Source organism: Bacteroides sp. Marseille-P8574, from assembly GCF_902825465.1.
Lineage (GTDB): Bacteria > Bacteroidota > Bacteroidia > Bacteroidales > Bacteroidaceae > Bacteroides > Bacteroides uniformis.
Genome location: NZ_CADEBE010000001.1, coordinates 2,009,144 through 2,031,197 on the forward strand (window position 1 = coordinate 2,009,144; position 22,054 = coordinate 2,031,197).

General features: G+C 47.9%; 17 protein-coding genes and 1 pseudogene. 5 read left to right on the forward strand and 13 right to left on the reverse strand.

The genetic code is table 11. From position 1 onward, the window contains the following. Positions 1–105 precede the first annotated feature (105 nt). From HUX74_RS08660 to HUX74_RS08695, 8 genes and pseudogenes are all read right to left on the reverse strand, one after another. Positions 106–1,641 carry an Mfa1 family fimbria major subunit gene (locus HUX74_RS08660; RefSeq protein ID WP_138345201.1) on the reverse strand — a complete coding sequence of 512 codons (1,536 nt, stop codon included), beginning with the start codon at positions 1,639–1,641 and terminating at the stop codon, positions 106–108. A gap of 91 nt (positions 1,642–1,732) precedes the next feature. After that, positions 1,733–3,181 carry a hypothetical protein gene (locus tag HUX74_RS08665; RefSeq protein WP_174646507.1) on the reverse strand — a complete coding sequence of 483 codons (1,449 nt, stop codon included), beginning with the start codon at positions 3,179–3,181 and terminating at the stop codon, positions 1,733–1,735. Positions 3,182–3,219: 38 nt separating this feature from the next. After that, entirely contained in the window at positions 3,220–3,816 is a 597-nt protein-coding gene (locus HUX74_RS08670) for a DUF3575 domain-containing protein (protein ID WP_117599871.1), read from the reverse strand. Positions 3,817–4,086: 270 nt separating this feature from the next. After that, a complete protein-coding gene (locus HUX74_RS08675) occupies positions 4,087–4,950 on the reverse strand; it encodes a glycine betaine ABC transporter substrate-binding protein (RefSeq protein ID WP_117599967.1) in 864 nt (287 codons plus the stop codon). A 35-nt stretch (positions 4,951–4,985) separates the two neighbouring features. Beyond that, a complete protein-coding gene (locus HUX74_RS08680; RefSeq protein WP_117599872.1) occupies positions 4,986–5,801 on the reverse strand; it encodes a proline/glycine betaine ABC transporter permease in 816 nt (271 codons plus the stop codon). Further along, complete coding sequence (locus HUX74_RS08685; RefSeq protein WP_174646508.1) at positions 5,798–7,030, reverse strand: glycine betaine/L-proline ABC transporter ATP-binding protein; 1,233 nt, start codon at positions 7,028–7,030, stop codon at positions 5,798–5,800. Before HUX74_RS08685 ends, HUX74_RS08680 begins: the two co-directional genes overlap by 4 nt. 6 nt (positions 7,031–7,036) lie before the next feature. Then, positions 7,037–8,006: pseudogene (locus HUX74_RS21030) on the reverse strand (hypothetical protein). A 628-nt stretch (positions 8,007–8,634) separates the two neighbouring features. Further along, a complete protein-coding gene (locus HUX74_RS08695) occupies positions 8,635–9,123 on the reverse strand; it encodes a Dps family protein (protein ID WP_117599874.1) in 489 nt (162 codons plus the stop codon). 140 nt (positions 9,124–9,263) lie between these two features. On the opposite strand from HUX74_RS08695, the gene HUX74_RS08700 reads away from it, so the two are divergent. The 3 genes from HUX74_RS08700 to ahpF all read left to right on the forward strand — a co-directional run bounded on the left by HUX74_RS08700 (position 9,264) and on the right by ahpF (position 12,536). Next, positions 9,264–10,190, forward strand: a complete 927-nt coding sequence (locus HUX74_RS08700) for a hydrogen peroxide-inducible genes activator (RefSeq protein WP_131225677.1) — start codon at positions 9,264–9,266, stop codon at positions 10,188–10,190. A 117-nt stretch (positions 10,191–10,307) separates the two neighbouring features. Beyond that, the gene (gene ahpC / locus HUX74_RS08705; protein WP_117599875.1) at positions 10,308–10,874 is read left to right on the forward strand and encodes an alkyl hydroperoxide reductase subunit C; all 567 of its coding nucleotides are present in this window, start codon (positions 10,308–10,310) and stop codon (positions 10,872–10,874) included. A gap of 102 nt (positions 10,875–10,976) precedes the next feature. Then, positions 10,977–12,536, forward strand: a complete 1,560-nt coding sequence (gene ahpF, locus HUX74_RS08710; RefSeq protein WP_174646509.1) for an alkyl hydroperoxide reductase subunit F — start codon at positions 10,977–10,979, stop codon at positions 12,534–12,536. A 41-nt stretch (positions 12,537–12,577) separates the two neighbouring features. On the opposite strand, the gene HUX74_RS08715 is transcribed toward ahpF, so the two are convergent. The 5 genes from HUX74_RS08715 to HUX74_RS08735 form a co-directional block, all read right to left on the reverse strand. Then, positions 12,578–14,716, reverse strand: coding sequence for a S46 family peptidase (locus tag HUX74_RS08715; protein WP_138345209.1), 2,139 nt, complete (start codon positions 14,714–14,716; stop codon positions 12,578–12,580). A gap of 38 nt (positions 14,717–14,754) precedes the next feature. Then, positions 14,755–16,116, reverse strand: a complete 1,362-nt coding sequence (locus HUX74_RS08720) for a TIGR00341 family protein (protein WP_117599877.1) — start codon at positions 16,114–16,116, stop codon at positions 14,755–14,757. Between the two features lie 32 nt (positions 16,117–16,148). Beyond that, positions 16,149–17,597: a lipopolysaccharide biosynthesis protein gene (locus tag HUX74_RS08725; RefSeq protein ID WP_117964361.1), complete on the reverse strand. Its 1,449-nt coding sequence runs from the start codon at positions 17,595–17,597 to the stop codon at positions 16,149–16,151. Positions 17,598–17,709: 112 nt separating this feature from the next. Then, the gene (gene ruvB, locus HUX74_RS08730; RefSeq protein WP_034525480.1) at positions 17,710–18,747 is read right to left on the reverse strand and encodes a Holliday junction branch migration DNA helicase RuvB; all 1,038 of its coding nucleotides are present in this window, start codon (positions 18,745–18,747) and stop codon (positions 17,710–17,712) included. An 85-nt stretch (positions 18,748–18,832) separates the two neighbouring features. Next, complete coding sequence (locus HUX74_RS08735) at positions 18,833–19,600, reverse strand: DNA alkylation repair protein (RefSeq protein WP_117964320.1); 768 nt, start codon at positions 19,598–19,600, stop codon at positions 18,833–18,835. Positions 19,601–19,731: 131 nt separating this feature from the next. On the opposite strand from HUX74_RS08735, the gene HUX74_RS08740 reads away from it, so the two are divergent. Further along, on the forward strand, positions 19,732–20,736 hold the full coding sequence (locus HUX74_RS08740; protein ID WP_174646510.1) for a M28 family metallopeptidase: 1,005 nt from the start codon (positions 19,732–19,734) through the stop codon (positions 20,734–20,736). A gap of 25 nt (positions 20,737–20,761) precedes the next feature. Then, entirely contained in the window at positions 20,762–21,994 is a 1,233-nt protein-coding gene (locus HUX74_RS08745) for a nucleoside recognition domain-containing protein (RefSeq protein ID WP_117964322.1), read from the forward strand. Positions 21,995–22,054 lie beyond the last annotated feature (60 nt).

A 22,054-nucleotide genomic window follows, 5' to 3' on the forward strand; every position in this document is an offset into this window, starting at 1 on the left:
GTCAAACTTTTAGGTTATTGGAGAGGGAAGGGAAAAAATCCACATCCCTCTCTAAAATTGTGTAAGAAATTGTTTGCTGAATTTATCAACTGTTTAATAGTAATATTACTCAAGAATAACATCACGTGAGACAAGGTTCCACTGGAGCACTTTAGCCTCGACACGCATGTAGGTCTCTTCTTTCTCGATATCCGGATTTTCCGGATTTGTCGGTTCATCCTTATCATCAGGTTTTGGCAAATACGGATCTTTAGGATCAGAAGGATCCCATGGCATACCCAATCCCTGGAAAGACTTGATTGTCAACAGATAGGTATTATTACGGCGTGTGTCAGCGTTCACAATCGACTTTCCATCAGCGGTAATAGTCTGACGGTTCCATAACGCACGATATGCACATTTTCCACTTGTATAGGTATAAGCTTTTTGGTCCGGGCTCCACTTACTTTTCTTTGCGGCTTCTTTGCTGGCATAGATAAGACCGTCATCTTCTCCCCGATAGAACGTTGTTCCTTTTGCATAATTATCCATTTTAACCAATGTTTTTCCATCATCATCAAGCTTCCATACTTCATTAGGGATATAAGTTACATAAACCTTGGCATAAGGTAGACGATAGTAACCGTAATTTTTATTTTCAGCTGTAAGCGCTTCCTTTTTTACAGAATTTTCCAAAAAATAAATACCTGCTACATTTTTAGCAGTATTAACATTTTCTGCAACGCCTTTAGCTGCATACATACCAAGATCATTCCGCTGTGGATTGTCCTTCGACAGAAGATTCCCCAAACGGATCAAATTTTCTTTAGCTGAACCTTCCGGTTCTTTGGCCGCCTTAAAATCGGTATATCCATCAATGGCTGATGCAAAGCCATCGTAAAGGCCATCGGCATCTCCAATTGTACGCTTTCCCGCATGGTTACGGAAAAGGTATGTCTTTGCGGCACCGTTGATGGCAGTATACTTGATGTCGGCAAGATCAACCGTTCCTTTTTTATCTGCGGTTGCTTCTTCCAAAGCAGCATCCTTCGCGACCAATCCTTGTGCCACGATACGCTCCACATCAAAGGAGAATACATTTTGAGCCTCACTTGTACCCGTTTTGGCAGCATCCTCGGTAATGCCGGGAACAATAGTTTTCTGCTCAGCTCTCGAAGTCATGACAAACTTGTTGTCTGTGGCGAGAGCGGCAATATTGTCTACTGCGGCAGCTGTACTACCATATGTCTGATCCGCGGCTGTTGCAATATCAGCGGAAAGGGCACCCTTGTTAAACAACAACGCCATGGCTTGAGGGCCGGAATTCGTTTTCCATGGAGCGACCTTAAATGTACCGGCTGTTTGCGTTTCCCAAAACTTGCCAGTCTCATCAGCTGTCTCTCCTAACGTCCATGCTTGTGGGCTGACATTTGAGAGAAGCTGTAAATCTGTAAGCTTACTCTCTTCCGTTCTTCCTCCGTAATCTTCCTGATTGTCATTCACTGCTCTGGTTGAGACATCCTTCATGGTGGAAATGTACATTCCCACAAATGTTGTTCCCTCACCCAGATTGTTTACCGGAGGGACATCCTCATTATTACAAGCTGTCATGCCCAGACTTAGGGCTACAACCCCTGCTAAAAATAAATTGTTTACTTTCATAACTTAAACTGTTTAGTAAATAAATAATTTAATTATTAATACATTAAATGCTTTTTTCATTCGTTAACCCCATCATACAAGTAAGGAATTTTCATTCCAAAGGTTCCATATCTTTTTTCAGCAATTCCTCCGCCTTCCGCCAGTCACCTTTCATATTGTGGGCAATTGCCATAGGATAAACAGAACGGCTGTCACTCTTTATTGTGTCCAATATCATCAGAGCCTTGTCCGCATCCTTTTCATACTTTAAAAGCGCATTGGCATAGTTAAGTGTCGCCAACGGATCAGGTGCAAACTGCTCATAAGCCTTCCTATATATATTTACCGGATTTTTTCCTTGTTCAGTATACAGTTGTGCCAGTCTACACATCTCGTACAAGCTCAGGCACCCGGGAACGGTAATAAACATTTCCTCCAGTTCGTCATCCATATAGGGACGTACATCGAAGCTCATGCGGAAGACAGTGCGGCGCAGGACAGGATAAACCGTGGATAGCAAATCAGTATAGACTTTTCCCCCATTCAGAGAACGGATAGCCGTTTCACGGGCCACATCCGTATCATGTCTCCCGATGGCAGACAAAACCTCATTCTTATAGTCCAAAGTAGATGCTTTTATGATATTTCTCAAACCTTCCCAGTCTTCGCCAGCTCCTTCTATTCTATATACGGAAGCACTCTTGAGCTGCGGATACTTGCTCAACACATGAGAGGAAAGTGCATGAGTACGGCATTCCGACAAATGTCTATTATAGCTGGATTCGCCTTCGGGAGAGGCGTACCCGGTGATGTGCACCTCACAGAGGCGAGCCCCTTTTATCCGGAGTTCCCTGGACACAAAGCTGTCCAGACGGGCCAGTTCTTCCCGGTTTTTACCGAAGCCTAGAAGAAGTTCGTGCCGTGCAGATTTAAAAGTGACCTTACAGTCAAACTCTTCCTCGTAACATTTTGTCTCCACCTTTTCAGGAATATAAAAATTATATTCGTAGTCTTCCGGTTCGAAAAGATCTATCCCGGTCACCGACATGTTCGTTTGACTCACACCTCTGCCGCACTCAGCGCATCCGTACATCTCCTCACGGAGAGAGAGATATCCGGATGCCATCCAGCGCTCAAAAGGCAATGCTTCCCGAACAGAAATTCCAGTCCCCTTCAAATCTCCGGCCTTGCGGATATCCTTCACTGGAACTGATGTATCCGGATTACCGCCCAGAGTCTCTCTACGGATAACGGCCTTATATCTTTTCCTTCCAGATATACACAAGGGAAGGAAATCAGTCTTGATTTTGCCGTCAGAGGAGACCAAGGAAGGATAGATATAGACAATCTCCTGGGCACCCAACCGCTTGACAGATCCTGCTATATTGAAAGAGGCAGTAAACACTTTCCCGTCCGTACTACGTCCGACTTTCAGATCTGTATATTCCAGACGGGGATTCCCTCCCCTGACAACTTTATTCCCTGCTTGTCCTGCCAGTGGTAAGCAGTATACATATCCCATAACAGAGAGTATTCCTATATAATAATCTATCGGTCTCATTAAGTATGTTTTTTATGTTTATATACGCGACTCGTCATTCATTTGATCATATAGACTATCGAAACTGCAAGCTTTGTAGGTCCCAGATAATCGGCTTTCCCCTTGCCTATCTTTTTCCCGCAAGAAGTACATCTGAATTTGTCATATTTAACACGTGCATAGCCCACTCCCAAAGATGCCTCCACACTGAATCTGCTGGACAGTATCCAATGATAGCCTGCACTGACACCACCACCGTAAAAATATCCCTCGTAACGGTGCCCTTTCATTTCTCTGGAATGGTTCTGAATGATAAAAGGAATATTTATACCCGCCACATTCATTTGGCCTCCGTGGGTATGAATGCCCCAAAATAAGCCGTTGAATGTTTCACAAGTCCAATATCTTACCTCCGGTTGTACAAGCCAATGACTCCATTTCCTTGTCTTATAACGATTTGCCGTGGCATCATTCTCATAAAAGAAAAAATTCATACCCACCTGAGCGTCCAGAGTCCATTTCTTTCCTAGGGAGAACTCTACTGAAAGATTGGGTGTTAGCAAGGCGTCATAGGCAAGGTTGTTTTTCAACGCAACCTTTTGTGAGAAGGTCTGCAGGCTGGACAGCAGGAAGAAAAAAAAACATACTTGTTTCATATTGTCACTGATAGTTTTACTAGGAAAAACATACTTGTTTTATGATGTTAACTTTGATAATGCAAAATTATGAATATACAACCATGTTTTTGTTATGAATATTAGACATAGAATTACGCAAAACAGTCTTTTAATCCATACAATGTATGCCATTAAGACAATAATAGGGTATATACTCTTTTTCAAAATATTACCAGAAATATGGCGGGACAGTTAGCACCCACCTTACGAAGAAAAAAGGATTGAAAGTCATCCATTCCAGCGTAATGTTCATCGGTTGTATTTCTCCTTGTCCGGAATCCAGCTGTCTATCAAATCCCTATGCTTATCCATCCACTGGCGTACAGCTCTTGTCTCGGTCTCACGGGTTTCCTCTATGGTCCGCATCAAAGAGCTGATCTCGGTATCGGACAGATGGATGTTTCCCAAAAGGGCGGCAACGAACGGATGCTCCTTACTGAATCCTTTCCTGGCAATGGAATGGATTTGCTCGGCCTCCCCATAAACGTTTTTCGAATCTTCCAGCACTCTCAGACAGAAGCGATCAAACATCCAGTGCGGGGTCCATCCGGTCACAACGATCCATTCCTTCTTGTCGATAGCCTTCTTCAGCAAGGCCGTCATGGCGGGACCGCTGGAGATCATGAGCTTGTAGTCCAGACCGTATTCAGGGATGGCTTTCTCCGTGCATTTCATGATACCGGTACCCGCATCAATTCCCACGATCTCTCCGGAAAACCGTCCGGTATGACCGCCCAGCTCCTCTATCATATGGACTGGGACATATTCGGGCACCACAAGACCGATACGGGCACTGTCGTATATCTGCCCGAGGATTTCCAGTTTACCATTGTATTTCCGGAAATAATCGGCATGGGTCACCGGCAGCCAGCTGTCCATGAACACGTCTGTCTTACCTCTTGCCAACGAAGTGAATATGGGAGCTATGTCCGCATTCAAAAGTTCTATTCTGTATCCTTGCTCCGAGAGAATCTCCTTGGCCAGATAGGTGACCGCTATCCCTTCGGCCCAGTTCGCATAGGCTATACGGATTTTCTTGTCAGAAATGTTACCGCATGAGAAGAATATCGTAACAGCCAACAAGACTGTGAAAAATTTCGTTTTGTTTCTCATAATCATTCTGTCTTTCATTATATGTTCTACTCCTTCTATTTTTTTCGTGCTATTCCCTGTGTGATCCGATCAAGCACGATAGCCAGTATTACAACGGCAATCCCTCCTTCGAATCCCATGCCAATCTTCATCTGCGTGATACCTTTCAATACTATTTCCCCCAAACCTCCAGCTGATATCATAGCAGCTACCACTACCATAGAGAGAGACATCATGATGGTCTGGTTGACACCGGCAAGAATAGTCGGCAACGCCAGCGGTAATTGTACCTTGTAGAGCAGCTGCCAAGAAGTGGCTCCAAAAGACCGGGCGGCCTCCACCACATTTTTCGGCACCTGGCAGATACCCAATGCGGTGAGCCTTGCTACCGGAGGCATGGCGAAAATGATCGTGGCAAAGGCTCCCGGCACCGTTCCCAGCCCGAAAAAGAGCACTGCCGGTATCAGATAGACAAAGGCCGGCATAGTCTGCATACAATCAAGTACCGGCTGCAGGACTTTGTTGCAGCGTCCGCTGCTCGCCATCCAGATCCCCAGAGGGATTCCCAGCAGCAATGCCATACCGGTGGAGGAAAGTACCAGAGCCAGGGTCTGCATGGTCTCCTCCCAGAGTCCCATCCCGTAGACGAGTGACAGCCCTAGGAGGGTGAATCCCCCCGTCTCCCTGCCACTCTTGTATAACGCCAGGAAAGTGAGTGTTACGATGGTTATGTAAAAAGGTATCTCGAGCAGGATACACAGTATCCCGTCAATAACGCCTTCCACTCCCAGACTCAGCAGGTCAAAAAATGATGCGCCGTGCTCGGTCAACCATTCCACGGCCATTTCTATATATTCTCCTATCTTTATCATAATTTTATTGCGTTTTGAATGATTTCATTGATTTCTTTCTTGTCTTTTCCCGTCACCTCAATAATGAGTGACGAGAGCGGTACCATCCCTTCAAACTCACGTCGCTCATTAACTACCCAGATGGGCGAGTTGGTCTTCGTCATCAAGGGAAGTATATCCTCCACCACAGTGTCACTTAATACGGAATGTACCTCTTTCTTTATCACAGAGTCTATATTCAGGATATGCTCCTTACGCAACCAGAGAAGATCTTCCAGGCGAACCTCACCTACCAGTATACCATCCGGGTCCACTACAGGCAACACGGTTGTCTTCCGTTCTCTCATCTTTCGAGTCAGAACCTCCGGCCCTTCTTTTCCCAACCTTGCCACCATAGGCTTGTCCACCATAATGGAGGCGGCAGTGACAATCCTACTGCGGTCCACATTCTCTACAAAACACCTCACATACTCATTGGCGGGGGTGGTCAGAATCTCCTCGGAAGTGCCGGTTTGCTGTATCTCCCCATCACGCATGATGGCGATACGGTCACCCAACTTGACAGCCTCCTCCAAGTCGTGTGTGATAAATACGATGGTCTTTTTCATCTTTGACTGCAAGGCCAGCAGCTCGTCCTGCATCTGTACCCGTATCAGCGGGTCCAGCGCTGAGAAGGCCTCGTCCATCAGCAGAACTTCCGGATCGTTGGCCAGAGCACGTGCCAGTCCCACTCGTTGCTGCATGCCTCCAGACAGCTCACTGACCATCAGGTCGGCATATCCGTCTAGCCCGACCAAACGCATGCTTTCTGCTGCCTTTAATTCACGTTCCCTCTTCTCCACCCCTTGCAACTCAAGTCCGAAAGCGATATTTTGCAATACAGTATAATGGGGCAGCAGTCCGAAATGCTGGAATACCATCGCCAATTCCTTCCGGCGCAGGGAACGCAACCGCTCCATCGGTATTCCAGCGATGTCCTCACCGTTGATCAGAATCTCGCCGGAGGTAGGCCTATTCAACCGGTTGATACATTTGAGCAGACTTGACTTTCCGCTTCCCGAAAGTCCCATGATCACAAATATCTCACCCTCCCGGACAGAGAGGCTGGCATTGTTCACGGCAATCGTACATCCAGTCTCCTTCAATATCTCATTTTTACTCTTTCCTTTTTTCAGCATTCTGAAAGCCTTGTTTTTTTCAGAACCGAAAATCAAATACAAATTCCTGATCTCAACTTTGTTCTTATCCATAATTCTTTAAAAATAATATCCTATATTTATATTGAATTTGACACTCCAATTGTCTTCCGTCCCCCGGACAAAAGCTTCATCCTATACATCCCCCAGCCATGCGTGATTCCTTCCCACAGCATAGTCAATGTAGGAGAACACCTTTCCCATCGTCAGCGAACATCCCGTCACGTTCTCCAAGCTGTCATTGAACCCAGCAATGCGTTTGTTCAGCAAGCTAAAATCATTGTACAAGCAGATACTGTCCAAAAACAACTTGTGTATTTTAAGGTTCCACCATTGATAGTCGACGACGTAGTGTAGGGCGAAATCGGAACGGAACCCCGTCTTCCGTGTGTCCATATTATATAGCCCACCCACCAGTACCGAACCTCCGAGTTGCTGTCTTCACAAGTTTCCGAAATGATATACCACCCGGACATTGCCCTGATGCACCTCCTTATCACGTCCAGCGATGCCATAGGCATAACGGCTAGCGGACAGTTCTGTGTCTCCACCAGTTCCGGAAAAGTCAGCATTCTGGAAATAGGCGAGAGACAACTCCCACCGATTCTTGCGGAAAAAGTATTTTATCCCCCATGTCCGCATCGTTCTCGAGACCGGCATAATAGCTCAGATTAAAAAAGTAATTGTTGCCTGTATAAGGCAGGATGCCGAAAGGTACTGTTGTCAACCCCATCTGTAGCTAGTGTGATTTGTTGAAGCTATAACCTATCCAGCCCTCCCTGAGCATCCCGTCTCCCAAAGAGGCGGGATAGAAGCGGTAATCTACGGCTAAATCGAATTTCTTGTAAGAAGCGTTCACATTCAAGCGGAACACGTCGAAATCGAACTCTTCACCATGTTTCCGGTTTTCGGATTTCCAATCCGAGTAATTGCAGTTGAAACGGAGTGTGCCTCCTATCTTTAATATCGTTTTTTCCTGTGCCGCCAAAGGTGAAACGGCTATTATTGCCCCAAAGAATGGCAATAGCAAACTTTCTTTATAATCGCATAAAGTTACGTTTTGACAGGGATATTTGTCCGATACCCCACAATGGTTTATAAAATGATTTCTATAAGCAGGACCTGTGTGATTTTTAAGAAGGGATGAAATTTATCCGATGCGCAAAAAAGAATTTATGTGCTAAAAAACAGTAGATTGGAGCCTGCTATTTTTGCAAATATACGAAAAACAAACGGATATACCAAATTTCATTCAAATTACTGTAAGTTCTCGAACTTAGGGCAAAACGGTCTATCCTGACAAGGTTTGCACCATACCACTTGCATCTATATTCAAGCATCACGAGGAACATCCCGAAAGATGTCCCCCCCGACCGCTTGTGCAAGGCCATGACTACGTTGCTTTCACATTCACGTCCTCCATGCAGACAGTGCGCACTTGGCTATCGTACGTGAGTGCATGGATGATCTTGCGAAGGTTATCTTTGCGGCAGTTGACGATATGCTCCTGCAAACGTGCCACTCTGATAAGGGTCTTATTATGGTTCGCAGAATCTTTGAATCTAAGGTACAGAACGATAGAAATTAATTATACTCTACAAATAAAACCGGCAGCATCCACTACCGGTTTTATCACTCTATTATCTTTTTACGACTTTTTATTTCGTGCAACTTTTCGTGCTGAATGCAACAAGCATCCAGACCATCTTCTCCTGCTCTTTCAAGTAGCTAGTCATCAAATCTGCTGTCACGTCATCGCCAGCTTCATTTGCCAATTCAATCACTTTTCTTTCTTCGCCAATCAGGTAGCCATATGTCCCGAGGATATGATCTACAGCTTCACTGCCACAAGAGATGTCTGACACTTCCTTCACGTTGGCAACCTTCAGGTATTCACTGAACTTATTTTCGGGCACGCCACCCAGCATCAGGATGCGCTCTGCAATTTCGTCAATCTTCTCGGCGGTATCGTCATACATACTCTCGAACTTCTCGTGCAGCACAAAGAAACTGTGTCCCTTGATGTTCCAGTGCATACCGCGCAGATTGGTGTAATGTACCTGGAAATCGGCCAACAATTGGTGCAATGCTGATGCTACACCAGCCACTTTCTTTTCATTCAAATACAAGTAATCTAAAGTTTTCATAATTCTATTGTTTTAAATATTTATACTATTTTTCTTTGGGGTATTACAAAGATAAGGGGTAAATCAAAACTTGTCAAACAGATAATTTCTATCTTTGCATAGACGAATTCTATACATAACCTTCAAATGCCTTGTTCATCATGACTTTACAACAATTGGAATACATCCTTGCCGTCAACCAGTTCCGCCACTTTGCCAAAGCAGCCGAATATTGCCGCGTAACACAGCCCACCCTCAGTGCCATGATTCAGAAACTGGAAGAGGAACTGGATACCCGGATTTTTGACCGCAGCCAGCAACCGGTATGCCCCACTCCCGTCGGTATCCTCATCATAGAACAAGCACAGAAGATATTGGTTCAAGCCAACCGTATAAAGAATATTATAGAAGAAGAAAAACATTCACTGACCGGTACCTTCAAGTTGGGCATACTTCCTACCGTGGCTCCTTACCTCCTGCCTCGCTTCTTTCCTCAACTGATGAAGAAATACCCCGACCTCGACATCCGGGTAATCGAAATGAAAACAAACGACATCAAGAAAGCCCTGCAGACGGGAGAAATAGACGCAGGTATCGTAGCGAGTCTGGCAGGTATGGAAGAGCTGCAGCAGACACCGCTGTTCTATGAACAATTCTTTGTCTACGTGTCGCGCAAAGACATCCTCTTCAACAGCGAGGTAATCCGTACTTCGGACCTGAACGGCGAACAGCTTTGGTTGCTCGACGAGGGTCATTGCTTCCGCGATCAGCTGGTGCGTTTCTGCCAGATGAAGTCGGCACGCGCCAGCCAGCTTGCCTATCACTTGGGCAGCATGGAGACTTTCATGCGCATGGTAGAAAGCGGTAAAGGTGTGACTTTCATCCCCGAACTGGCCGTTCTGCAACTGGGGGATATCCAGAAAGAACTGGTACGCCCCTTCGCCATTCCCTGCCCTACCCGGCAAATCGTGATGCTCACTAACAAGAACTTTATCCGCCATACTCTGCTGGAAGCACTGACTAAAGAGATTAAGTCCTCTATACCTAAGGAAATGCTCTCTCTGAAGGCAACCCAAGCCATTGTATAGATTTTATCTATCGGTCCATAAAACCTTTCAATCAGATTTCTTGTTCTATCGGGAAAAAATGCTATATTTTTGCAACGAGAAAAACAAAGAACTAAACCTATAAAAAAAAGAAAAATTATGGAACCGATTATCAATTCCCAACTTCCTGAATTCAAAGTTCAGGCTTTCCAAAACGGAAATTTCAAAACAGTATCCCACGAAGACGTAAAAGGCAAATGGGCCATTTTCTTCTTCTATCCGGCAGACTTTACCTTCGTATGCCCTACCGAACTGGTGGACATCGCCGAGAAATATGACCAATTCCAGGCAATGGGCGTAGAAGTATATTCTGTAAGTACAGACTCGCACTTCGTGCACAAAGCATGGCACGATGCTTCCGAAAGCATCCGCAAAATCAAGTATCCGATGCTGGCCGACCCGACCGGCGTACTGAGCCGCGCGTTCGGTGTGATGATTGAAGAAGAAGGTATGGCCTATCGCGGTACATTCCTCGTGAATCCCGAAGGTAAAATCAAGATTGCCGAAATACAAGACAACAACATCGGACGCAATGCAGACGAGTTGCTGCGCAAGGTGGAAGCTGCGCAGTTCGTAGCCACACATGACGGTGAAGTCTGCCCGGCCAAGTGGAAAAAGGGAGCCGCAACCTTGAAACCAAGCATTGACCTCGTAGGAAAGATTTAATTCCTAAACGGTGCCAAATGTGTTTCCCACTTTGGCACCGTTAGTTCCAATACGAGAAACCGACGGTACCCTCTCGTCCAACCTTAACAGCCCATATTAATCATGTTAGAAACAAGTATTTTAGATCAAGTGCGGAGCGTATTCCAGCATTTGGAAGCCCGCTATATCTTCCATATCACCTATAATCCGGAACACGAGCAAGCCCAAGAGTTCATCGGGTTCTTGAATAATGTGGCAAGTTGTTCCGAGAAGCTGTCCTGCCTATTGACCGAGACCGACAACCCAGGACTGGAATTCACGTTACTGAAAGAAGGTGTGGAGACCGGCATAAAGTTTCGGGGCATACCCAGTGGACACGAGTTCACCTCTCTCCTGCTTGCCGTACTGAATGCCGATGGAAAGGGGAAAAATCTACCGGACGAAGCCATCAGCCGCCGCATCAAGGCCCTGCAAGGCCCCGTCCGCCTGCAAACGTATGTATCACTGACCTGCACCAACTGCCCGGACGTGGTACAAGCCCTGAACATCATCACACTCCTGAATCCGCAAATCACTCATGAGATGGTGGACGGCGCCCTCTATCAGAAGGAAGTGGATGCACTGAAGATTCAAGGCGTGCCGTCTGTCTACGCCAACGGCAAACTGTTGCACGTGGGTCGGGGTTCGCTCGGCGAATTGCTGCAAAAGCTGGAACAGACCTTCGGTAGCGCTCCGCAAACGGACGAAACACCCATACAAAGAGAATTCGACGTATTGGTGCTCGGAGGCGGTCCTGCCGGAGCTTCCGCTGCCATCTACTCAGCCCGTAAAGGACTGCGGGTTGCCATCGTTGCCGAGCGTATCGGTGGGCAGGTGAAAGAGACTGTGGACATCGAAAACCTTATTTCTGTTCCACAAACTACCGGAACAGAGCTTGCCAATGCACTCCGTACCCATATAGAGCACTACCCGATAGAGATTTTCGAGGAGCGGAAGATAGAGAAGGTGGAATTGCAAGGCCGGGAGAAGAGTATCTCCGTTATAGGCGGCGAAGTGTTCACCGCACCGGCAGTGATCATTTCAACGGGTGCCAGCTGGCGCAAACTGAATGTGGAAGGCGAAGCAGAGTACATCGGACGCGGCGTAGCTTTCTGTCCGCATTGCGACGGACCATTCTATCAAGGCAAGCACGTAGCCGTCATCGGTGGAGGCAACTCAGGTATCGAGGCTGCCATCGACTTGGCAGGCATCTGCAAGAAAGTAACCATATTCGAGTTTGCCGATACGCTGAAAGCCGACCAAGTGTTGCAGGAGAAAGCCCGAAATCTGCCAAATGTGGAAATCTTCACCTCGTCGCAGACCACAAAAGTCGATGGAAACGGGGAAAATGTAACTTCCATCCGCATCAAAGACCGTCTTACCGGCGAGGAACGCGACTATCCCTTGGATGGTATCTTCGTACAAATCGGTCTGGCAGCCAACAGTGCCCCATTCCGCGACAGCTTGGAAACGACTCCGGCAGGGGAAATCAAAATCGATACTTTCTGCCGTACGACACTTCGGGGAGTATATGCCGCAGGAGATGTGTCAAATGTTCCTTATAAGCAGATAGTCATCGCTATGGGCGAAGGGGCTAAAGCGGCGCTTTCAGCATTCGATGACCGTATCCGCGGAGTTATTTAGGAAATATCACCCATAAAGAAGCATAGGCAGGGAAGCACACGTTAAGGATTGGCAATCTTCAGCTCTTGAATCAGATTACCTGCCTTTCCATATTTCTCAATCATGAACAACATGTAACGCACATCCACCCCGATGGTGCGCTGCATCTTCGGTTCATAAAGGATGTCGCTGCTCATAGCTTCCCAGTTACCATCGAAGGCAAGTCCCAGAAGCTCTCCTCTGGCATTGAACATGGCACTGCCGGAATTGCCTCCCGTAATGTCGTTGTTGGAAATGAAGCAAACGCTCATTTCACCCTTTTCATCGGCATATCTGCCAAAGTCACCGGAGGAAAGGAGGGATACCAATTCGGGCTGCACTTCAAAATCCACATCGCCTGCATGGGCTCTGACTTTCTCCAGAATGCCCATCGTGGTGGTATAATAATCATATTTCACTCCGTCGGACGGGGCATAGCCGCACACAGTGCCAAAACTCAAGCGCATGGTGGAGTTGGCATCGGGATAGAAGTTACGGGATGCGTACATCCGCCGCACGGCAGCATTGAACAAGCGCTCATTCCGCTCGATTTCACCGGAGGCCTGCTGGACCTCCATGTTCATCTCGAATAGTTTTGTAATCAGATCGATACCCAGACTGATGGCAGGGTCGTTATATATCTGATAGGTGGTGTCCTGCTCCAAGAAGCGCTTCAATCCACGGGGCGTGGTCAGCTCCGAACGGGCATAAAGGCTGTCTACGTAGGTACGCTCGTTGCCTCCGTATTCTGTTGCAATTGTCTGGTAGAGCTCGGGAAGGTAGGTCGAATCCACTTGGGAACGGTATTCTTTCAGCAGTGCCGCGAACACTTCCTTGTCAATGCCCAAGTCCAGATTGGCATACTTCTCAACGATGGCTTTCAGATTGGCAACCACCGTTTTCTCTTCGCCTTCAAAGTCGAAATTAAGGATGGACAAAGCAAGCTGTATCAGCTCCGGGCCGTTCAGGAAAGACTCGGCAAAGTAAGCCCTGGCGCGATAAGCTTCGCGGCGGCTCTTGTAGTTCAACTCCAAATCAGTGAAAAGGTGCAGCAAGTGTTCCCGTTCCTTTGGGGTCTGCTGTATCCATCGGCGGAGTTCGGTTTCCAAGGCACGCTTCTTATCCAGCACATGCAACTTTTTAATGGTACGGTTCACCCCTATGCTGTTCTTCCAGTAATTGGAGCTTTCGTCATATTTGGAAGCATACTTGATACGGATGCTGTCGCGGCTATCCATTTCACGCTTCCAGATGGCCTGCTTCACACCACGGACATCTATCTGCGCCTGGTTGGTGGTAGTCATCATCTCTTCGATGCCGAAAGAGGAGAGGTAGCGTTCCGTGCTACCCGGATAGCCCAGCGTCATACAGAAGGAACCTTCACGGTAGCCGTCAAGGGAAATCGGGGCTACATATTCGGGACGGTAGGGAACATTGTCGGGAGAATAATCGGCAGGGCGGTTATGCTTATCGGCATAGATACGGAATACGGAGAAATCACCGGTATGGCGCGGCCATTCCCAGTTGTCAGTGTCCCAGCCGAACTTGCCTACCGAGGAAGGCGGTGCAAACACCAGACGCACGTCATTGTAATCGCGATAAACGGAAAGCCAGAACTCGTTGCCTCCATAGTAAGCATCCACAATGCCTACCAACGTGGAGTCCTTGCGGGAAACTTCTTCGCCGATAACCAGCATCACCGAATCGACCGCACTCGTACGCCCCGCCTCATCCATATCCGGCTTTACCGCCCCAAGCACGCGGCGGGTCACGTCTTCCTGACGTAAAAGGAAACGTACATAAAGTTCCGGATTAGGAAGCTCCTCACTAAGATTATGTGCCACAAAACCATCCTTCAGATAGTCGTGCTCCACAGACGAATGCTGCTGTATGCTGCTGAAACCGCAATGATGATTGGTAAACACCAGCCCGTCCCCGGACACCACCACCCCGGAACAAAAGCCTCCGAAGCTGACTACCGCATCCTTCAGCGACGGGCGTTTCGTATTGTATAGCTTATTAACAGGCATCTGCAAACCCAGCTCTTTCATGGTCCGGCGTGTCTGCTTGTTCAGGTTTCCCAGCATCCACATCCCTTCATCCGCTTGTCCCGGCAGAGAGAGGAGGAAGCAGACGGCTATCAGTATAAATCTTAATTTCATGCCAAATAAGTATATTTCTATCCCCTCGGGGGATGTTGTCATTCCGTAATCAACCTCAATTGCTTGGCTCCCGTACGTGCCTTGAGCCATTCGGCAATCTTTTCCTTCTCGTGAGCAGCCGGGTGTTTGCCGAACTTCAATACGGCAAGGGTCACTGTATCCACCCGTACCGAATCTACCGTCAGTTCAATCGCATGAGATATTGAGACTGTCTTCACCGATGGATAGAGCACCTTCAACTCGGGAATAATCTTTTTGCCCAATTCATCGAAGGTTTTATATCTTTCCAGATTCTGTTCAAGAGTTTCAATCTGCTGTTTCTGCTCCACCAAGCGCTGCTCGCTGTTCTTGTAGAAATCTTCCATCACCATGGCACGGATGGAAGAAATATCCACCGCTTCGTTGTTCATGCCCTGAAGCACAATCAGCTTGGTGTTATCGAGCTTATAGTCCTTCATCTTACTGCGGGCAATAGCAATGGAAGCTTCGGGCACCTCCTGCCCTATCAACACTACACGTATTTCATGACCCTTGCCGTCATGGTGAATCTTCTTGTCCAATACCTGCGTATTCTCAAAGGAGAGTTGCTCGTTGACAAAGCGGTTGGCGGCACTTTCAAAGAAGGTATCCTGAATGATTCCTACCGTCAGATACACAGCAGGGCACATGGTCAGCACTGCAATCAGGATGATGTATTTGCGCACTTTCTTCTCCCTATTCTTGTCTACAAACTCCTTACGCTGGAAATGCATCACACGCACCCCTACAAAAGTGGCGAGACTGATAAACACGGAATTGATAAAATAAAGGTAGAATGCGCCGAGGAAGTAAATCAGATTGCCCGTTGCCAGCCCGTAACCTGCCGTACAGAGAGGTGGCATCAGCGCCGTGGCAATGGCAACGCCGGGAATCACATTTCCTTTCTCTTTGGTAGAAAGCGCAGTCACACCTGCCAAGCCGCCCATCAAGGCGATGAATACATCATAAATAGTGGGCGATGTACGTGCCAGTAATTCCGACTGCCCTTCGGCAACGGGGCTGACCAGAAAAAATATGGTAGCTGTAGTCACACTGAACAAAGTGGTTATCAGGAAGCTCTTCAATGAACGTTTCATCAATTCAAAGTCATTCAGTCCCACGGAAAGCCCCACACCCATAATAGGTCCCATCAGCGGTGAGATGAGCATGGCACCGATAATCACAGCGGTGGAGTTCACATTCAGCCCCAACGAAGCCATGAATATGGCAAATATCAGAATCCAAAGATTGGCTCCCTTGAATTCCACTCCCTTACGGATGGAGTCTACAGTTTCCAGTTCATTGTCCTTGTCTTTACGCAAATCAAGATACTCTTTCAGAAAGGTCTTGACGGCAAAGGAGTTTCTTTTATCAGAATCCATAATATTTACGATTTGACGATTTACGATTGAATTTACTGTTTCCTTATCAGTTTGTTGATGACGGGGATACTGCCGAGAGGCATATCACGCCACACGATGTAGACCACAAAGACCAGCAACAATATAGTTCGGTATGCCATACGCAGGTAGATATTATCTATCGGGACATACTCTGCTGCCAGGTAGAGAACTGCCGCAAGTAATACATAGCCACCAATGGCTTTCAGGTCATACTGAATGGGATACTTCTTCTGCCCCACGAAGTAAGACAGCAGCATGGCGATGCCGTAACCGCAGAAGCCTGCCCAGGCACAAGCCATATAGCTGTATCGGGGAATCAGAAGTATGTTCATCACTACCAGTACCGTGCAACCTATCAGGGAGAAATAAGCGCCCCAACGCGTCTCGTCAATCAGCTTGTACCAGAAGGAAAGATTGAAGTAGATACCCATAAAGATTTCGGCAGCCATCACGATGGGCACTACCCGCAACCCCGGCCAGTAGTCGCGACCGATAATATGGCGCAGGATGTCCAGATAGAACATGACAGCGAGGAATGCCAGCAGTGTGAAGATGATGAAGAACTTCATGGCTTGCGCATACATCTGCTTGTTGTCCTTGTCCCGGCTCTTCCCGAAGACAAAAGGCTCGTATGCATAGCGGAAGGCTTGTGTAAGCATCGCCATCACCATGGCAATCTTGCTGGCAGCCCCATAAATGCCCAACTGTACGGAAGCTTCCGCCTCATCCGGATAGACAAAAGGAAAAATAATCTTATCCGCCACCTGATTCAGGATACCTGCCAAGCCGAGTACCAGCAACGGCAGACAATAAGCAAGCATCCGCTTCAGCAGTTTTCTGTCCAGCACGTAGGCAAACCCACGCAACTCCGGAATCATGCAAAGCATGATGGTAGAGGTACATATCAGATTGAAAAGGAAGGCATAGCCCACGTCATCCCCTTTCATCCCTACATAATAGAGCAGATTCAGTGCAATGTTCAGGAAGATGAACAGCAGTTTGAGTGCCGCAAACTTAATGGGACGCTTCTTGTAGCGCAAATAAGCGAAAGGAATGCTTTGAATAGCATCCATCGCCACCACAATCATCATCATGCCCACGTACCAGGGATGGTCACCATACTCCAGCCATCCGGCAATGGGGTTGAGGAACAGCAATCCCAATGCAAGAAAGGTAAGCGCCCCCACACTCACACTGAGCAATGTCGTGGAGTACACCCGCATCGGGTCATCCTCTCCTTTATTGGCAAAGCGGAAGAAACCGGTCTCCATGCCGCACGTCAACAACACCAGCATGAGCGCCACCCATGCATATACATTCGTCACTACGCCATAGCCTCCGCTCTGTGCGGACATCGCCATGGTATATACGGGCACCAGCAGGTAATTGAGGAAACGCCCCACAATGCTGCTCAACCCATAAATGGCAGTTTCTTTTGCCAATGATTTTAATCCGGCCACTTCTTTAATGGTTGTTATGAACACAAAGGCACGGAGGCACAGAGTTTTTTAGGATAAGAGGAAAGAGAGACTTTATGTCTCCGCATCTCTGTATTCGTTTTCTTAAAATGAATCACTCGTCGCCAAACAAGGTACGCTGGCTACTATAGAGGCTTCGCCCCAGATGCTTGTAGGCAAGCTCCGTCACTTCACGCCCACGGGGAGTGCGTTTCAGGAAACCTTCTTTTATCAGGAACGGTTCATAGACTTCCTCTATCGTACCTGCATCTTCGCCCAAAGCAGTGGCGATGGTAGTCAATCCCACCGGACCGCCTTTGAACTTGTCGATGATGGTACAGAGTATCTTATTGTCTATCTCGTCCAGACCATACTTGTCGATATTCAGAGCCTCAAGGGCAAACTGTGCGATTTCCGTGTCAATGCTCCCCGAACCTTTCACCTGGGCAAAATCGCGTACACGCCGCAGCAATGCATTGGCAATACGCGGTGTGCCACGGCTGCGGCTCGCAATCTCGGCGGCAGCCCTTACGGAGCAAGGCACATCGAGAATGCCGGACGAACGACGTATAATGCCGCTCAACACATCATCATCGTAATATTCCAGATGCAGGTTGATGCCGAAACGGGCACGCAACGGAGCTGTCAGCAGACCGCTGCGAGTGGTGGCTCCCACCAGCGTGAAAGGATTCAAGTCAATCTGTATGCTTCGGGCAGAAGGACCTTTGTCTATCATGATATCAATGCGGTAGTCCTCCATGGCCGAGTACAGATACTCCTCCACTACGGGGCTCAACCGGTGTATTTCGTCGATGAAAAGTACATCGTTCGGCTCCAGGCTGGTAAGCACTCCCGCCAAATCTCCCGGCTTGTCGAGTACCGGACCGGAAGTTATCTTGAAACCTACGCCCAGTTCGTTGGCTATGATATTGCTGAGTGTTGTTTTTCCCAATCCGGGAGGGCCGTGAAGCAACACATGGTCCAGCGCCTCGCCACGCAGGCGGGCAGCTTTCACAAATATGCGCAGATTGTCCACCACCTTGTCCTGCCCGCTGAAATCCTCAAAATTCAACGGACGGAGAGCGTTCTCGAAATCACGTTCTCGGCTGGTGACGGGCTGCTGGTTGCGTATATCAAAATCTTCTTGTTCCATTCCAGATTCCTTTGTTTTCTGCAAAATAACTAATTTATTTTGAGATAAGCGATAGAAGGAATGATAAAACACTGCCTCTCGTCCATCAACGCTTCATGAACTCCTTCCGCTCCTCGTCCGAAAACTTCTCTATCGCATAGCGCAACATGGTACGGGGCATCGTCCTGCAATGCTTCTCCAAGAATTGCACCAGCAAGTCCTTGTCCCGCTTACCCATCTCCCGGAGCATCCATCCTACCGCCTTTTGCATCAAGTCATGCTTATGATGGAGCAGCCGTTCCGAAAGGGCTAATATATCGATGAAATCACCATTTTTGATAAGAGTATAGGTAGATACCACAGCAATGCGCTGGTCCCAAAGCAGCGGACTATCCGCCAGCCGGTAGAGGTCTTTACGAAGTTTGTCTTTCAAATATTCGCCCACAATGCCGGGGGCAGACAAATCGACCAAATCCCAATTATTGATACGGCCCGTTTGCGAAAGGTAAAAGTCATAAATCTCCTTTTTCCCCTTTTCATCGCTCTTTTTGAATCGCTCCACCAACATCAGCAAGGCACAAAGGCGACACTCGTGCCATTCACTCTGAAGCAAGGTTGCCATTACCCCAAAAGGTTCGTGCTTGTGCTGCTTTGCCACCTGCCGGGTGTTGGGTACCACCACTCCCAGAAACTTATCCCCCTCGCCATACTGCCCCTTTCCGGTCTTGAAGAAACGGGGAAGATACTCCCTTTTCACCGGGTCGATATACGCCTCCAATTCCTGCTGAATCTGTACCGAGATGCACGCCACTTCTTCTGCCGAAAGCACACGTTCGCACAAGACGGTTTCCACTGCTTCATTCTTCTTTTTCATCCTTCTCTCATTTGATTTACACGGATTTGAATTCATCCACCAATGGACAAAAATATAACATTTATATAGAAACTATGGAAAGTTATCTTTAATTTTGCAACCGGTATGTCCAATCCTTAAAACCGTACGACATGTATAAAGCTGTTTTGGGAGCAATCTGCTGCCTTTCTTTCGCACTATCCTTACATGCACAATCTCCACAAGAAAAGGGGTTGCAAAGCATCAGCCGCACTTCGGCCAAGGCTATTGTCGGCTTTCTGGCCGACGATGAGCTGCAAGGACGCGAAGCAGGCATGCACGGTTCACGACTGGCTGCCCGCTATCTGGCATCCTGCCTGAAAGAAGCCGGCATTGCCCCGCTGGAAAAGGACAATTATTATCAACCCTTCGAGGCATACAACAAGGAGCGCCAGCAACGGGGACGGTGGCAAGTGCATCCCGACTCCATCGCCATCCTCGAACAAGGCGTCCACCGCATCCTGCAGATGAGTAATGTATTGGGAACCATCCCGGGAGAACGACCGGATGAATATGTCATCGTAGGTGCCCACTTCGACCATCTGGGTGTGGACGAGACGCTGGCAAACGACCGGATATACAACGGTGCAGACGACAATGCCTCCGGTGTCTCTGCCGTCCTGCAGATAGCCCGTGCATTTCTTGCCACCGGACAGAAGCCTCTGCGCACGGTCATCTTTGCCTTTTGGGATGGGGAAGAAAAGGGATTGCTCGGCTCCAAATACTTTGTACAAAGCTGTCCTTTCATCAGCCAGGTGAAAGGTTATCTCAATTTCGACATGATAGGCCGTAACAATAAGCCCGAGCAGCCTCAACACGTTGTCTACTTCTACACCGCCGCCCACCCCGTATTCGGCGACTGGCTGAAGCAGGACATTGCACGCTACAGCTTGCGCCTGCAACCGGACTACCGCGCCTGGGACCGCCCCACGGGAGGAAGTGACAATGCTTCTTTTGCCCTGTGCAACATCCCCATCATCTGGTACCACACAGACGGACATCCCGATTATCACCAGCCTTCGGACCACACCGACTGGCTGAACTGGGAGAAAATGATAGAAATAACCAAAGCAGCTTTCCTCAACGCCTGGAATCTTGCTAACGAAAACAAATATTAATCCACTAGAAACAAAGTAACGATACATGGTTTTAAATTACATCTGGGTAGCTTTCTTCGTCATCGCATTCATCGTAGCCCTCTGCAAACTCATCTTTATGGGTGATGTGGAGATATTCACAGAACTCGTCAACTCCACCTTCTCCTCTTCCAAAACAGCTTTTGAAATATCCCTGGGACTGACAGGAATACTCGCCCTCTGGCTCGGCGTGATGAAAATAGGCGAAAACAGCGGCATGATCAATGCCCTCTCCCGTTGGCTGAGTCCGGTATTCTGCCGTCTCTTTCCCGAAATACCGAAAGGACATCCTGCCATGGGCTCCATTTTCATGAATCTCTCTGCCAACATGCTGGGGCTGGACAATGCCGCTACTCCGATGGGACTGAAAGCCATGAAGGAACTCCAGGAACTGAACCCTAAAAAGGACACCGCCACCAATCCGATGGTCATGTTCCTTGTACTCAACACTTCAGGACTGATACTTATCCCCGTCAGCATCATGATGTACCGCTCGCAGATGGGTGCCGCCCAACCCACGGACATCTTTATCCCCACACTGATAACGACCGCCATCTCGACCATTGTCGGTGTCATTGCCGTCAGCATTGCACAACGCATCAACCTGTTGAACAAGCCCATACTTATCCTGATTGGCTGCATCAGCCTTTTCTTTGCCGCGCTCATTTATCTGTTCACACAGATTAGCCGTGATGAAATGGGTGTATATTCCACTTTAATTGCCAACATACTGCTGTTCTCCATCATCCTGCTGTTCATCCTCTGGGGGCTATGGAAAAAAATCAATGTATACGATGCCTTCATCGAAGGGGCCAAAGAAGGCTTCACCACTGCCATACGCATTATCCCTTATCTGGTTGCTTTTCTCGTTGGAATCGCCGTTTTCCGCACTTCCGGCGCCATGGATATACTGGTGAACGGTATCGGTTATGTAGTAGGACTATTCAGTGTAGATACCAGCTTTGTAGGTGCCCTACCCACTGCCCTGATGAAGTCACTGAGCGGCAGCGGTGCCAACGGACTGATGATTGACACCATGAAACAGTATGGCGCCGATTCATTTGTAGGACGCATGAGTTGCGTGGCACGTGGCGCTTCGGACACCACATTCTATATTCTTGCTGTGTATTTCGGCAGCGTAGGTATCACCAAAACGAGGAATGCCGTGACGTGTGGGCTGATTGCCGATTTCTCCGGCATCATTGCAGCGATTATTATCAGTTATATGTTCTTCTTCTAAAGAAACTGTCTTAATCACAGGAATGTAATTTCAATCGTAAATCGTAAAATTGTAAATAAA

Bases quoted from the DNA above. Each gene is read 5' to 3' on its own strand.
- HUX74_RS08720 (WP_117599877.1), bottom strand. From the start codon at position 16,116: ATGGATTCTGATAAAAGAAACTCCTTTGCCGTCAAGACCTTTCTGAAA.
- HUX74_RS08700 (WP_131225677.1), top strand. From the start codon at position 9,264: ATGACTTTACAACAATTGGAATACATCCTTGCCGTCAACCAGTTCCGC.
- ahpF (WP_174646509.1), top strand. From the start codon at position 10,977: ATGTTAGAAACAAGTATTTTAGATCAAGTGCGGAGCGTATTCCAGCAT.
- HUX74_RS08695 (WP_117599874.1), bottom strand. From the start codon at position 9,123: ATGAAAACTTTAGATTACTTGTATTTGAATGAAAAGAAAGTGGCTGGT.
- HUX74_RS08745 (WP_117964322.1), top strand. From the start codon at position 20,762: ATGGTTTTAAATTACATCTGGGTAGCTTTCTTCGTCATCGCATTCATC.
- ahpC (WP_117599875.1), top strand. From the start codon at position 10,308: ATGGAACCGATTATCAATTCCCAACTTCCTGAATTCAAAGTTCAGGCT.
- HUX74_RS08660 (WP_138345201.1), bottom strand. From the start codon at position 1,641: ATGAAAGTAAACAATTTATTTTTAGCAGGGGTTGTAGCCCTAAGTCTG.
- HUX74_RS08715 (WP_138345209.1), bottom strand. From the start codon at position 14,716: ATGAAATTAAGATTTATACTGATAGCCGTCTGCTTCCTCCTCTCTCTG.
- HUX74_RS08675 (WP_117599967.1), bottom strand. From the start codon at position 4,950: ATGAGAAACAAAACGAAATTTTTCACAGTCTTGTTGGCTGTTACGATA.
- HUX74_RS08735 (WP_117964320.1), bottom strand. From the start codon at position 19,600: ATGAAAAAGAAGAATGAAGCAGTGGAAACCGTCTTGTGCGAACGTGTG.
- HUX74_RS08665 (WP_174646507.1), bottom strand. From the start codon at position 3,181: ATGAGACCGATAGATTATTATATAGGAATACTCTCTGTTATGGGATAT.
- HUX74_RS08670 (WP_117599871.1), bottom strand. From the start codon at position 3,816: ATGAAACAAGTATGTTTTTTTTTCTTCCTGCTGTCCAGCCTGCAGACC.
- HUX74_RS08685 (WP_174646508.1), bottom strand. From the start codon at position 7,030: ATGGATAAGAACAAAGTTGAGATCAGGAATTTGTATTTGATTTTCGGT.
- HUX74_RS08740 (WP_174646510.1), top strand. From the start codon at position 19,732: ATGTATAAAGCTGTTTTGGGAGCAATCTGCTGCCTTTCTTTCGCACTA.
- HUX74_RS08680 (WP_117599872.1), bottom strand. From the start codon at position 5,801: ATGATAAAGATAGGAGAATATATAGAAATGGCCGTGGAATGGTTGACC.
- ruvB (WP_034525480.1), bottom strand. From the start codon at position 18,747: ATGGAACAAGAAGATTTTGATATACGCAACCAGCAGCCCGTCACCAGC.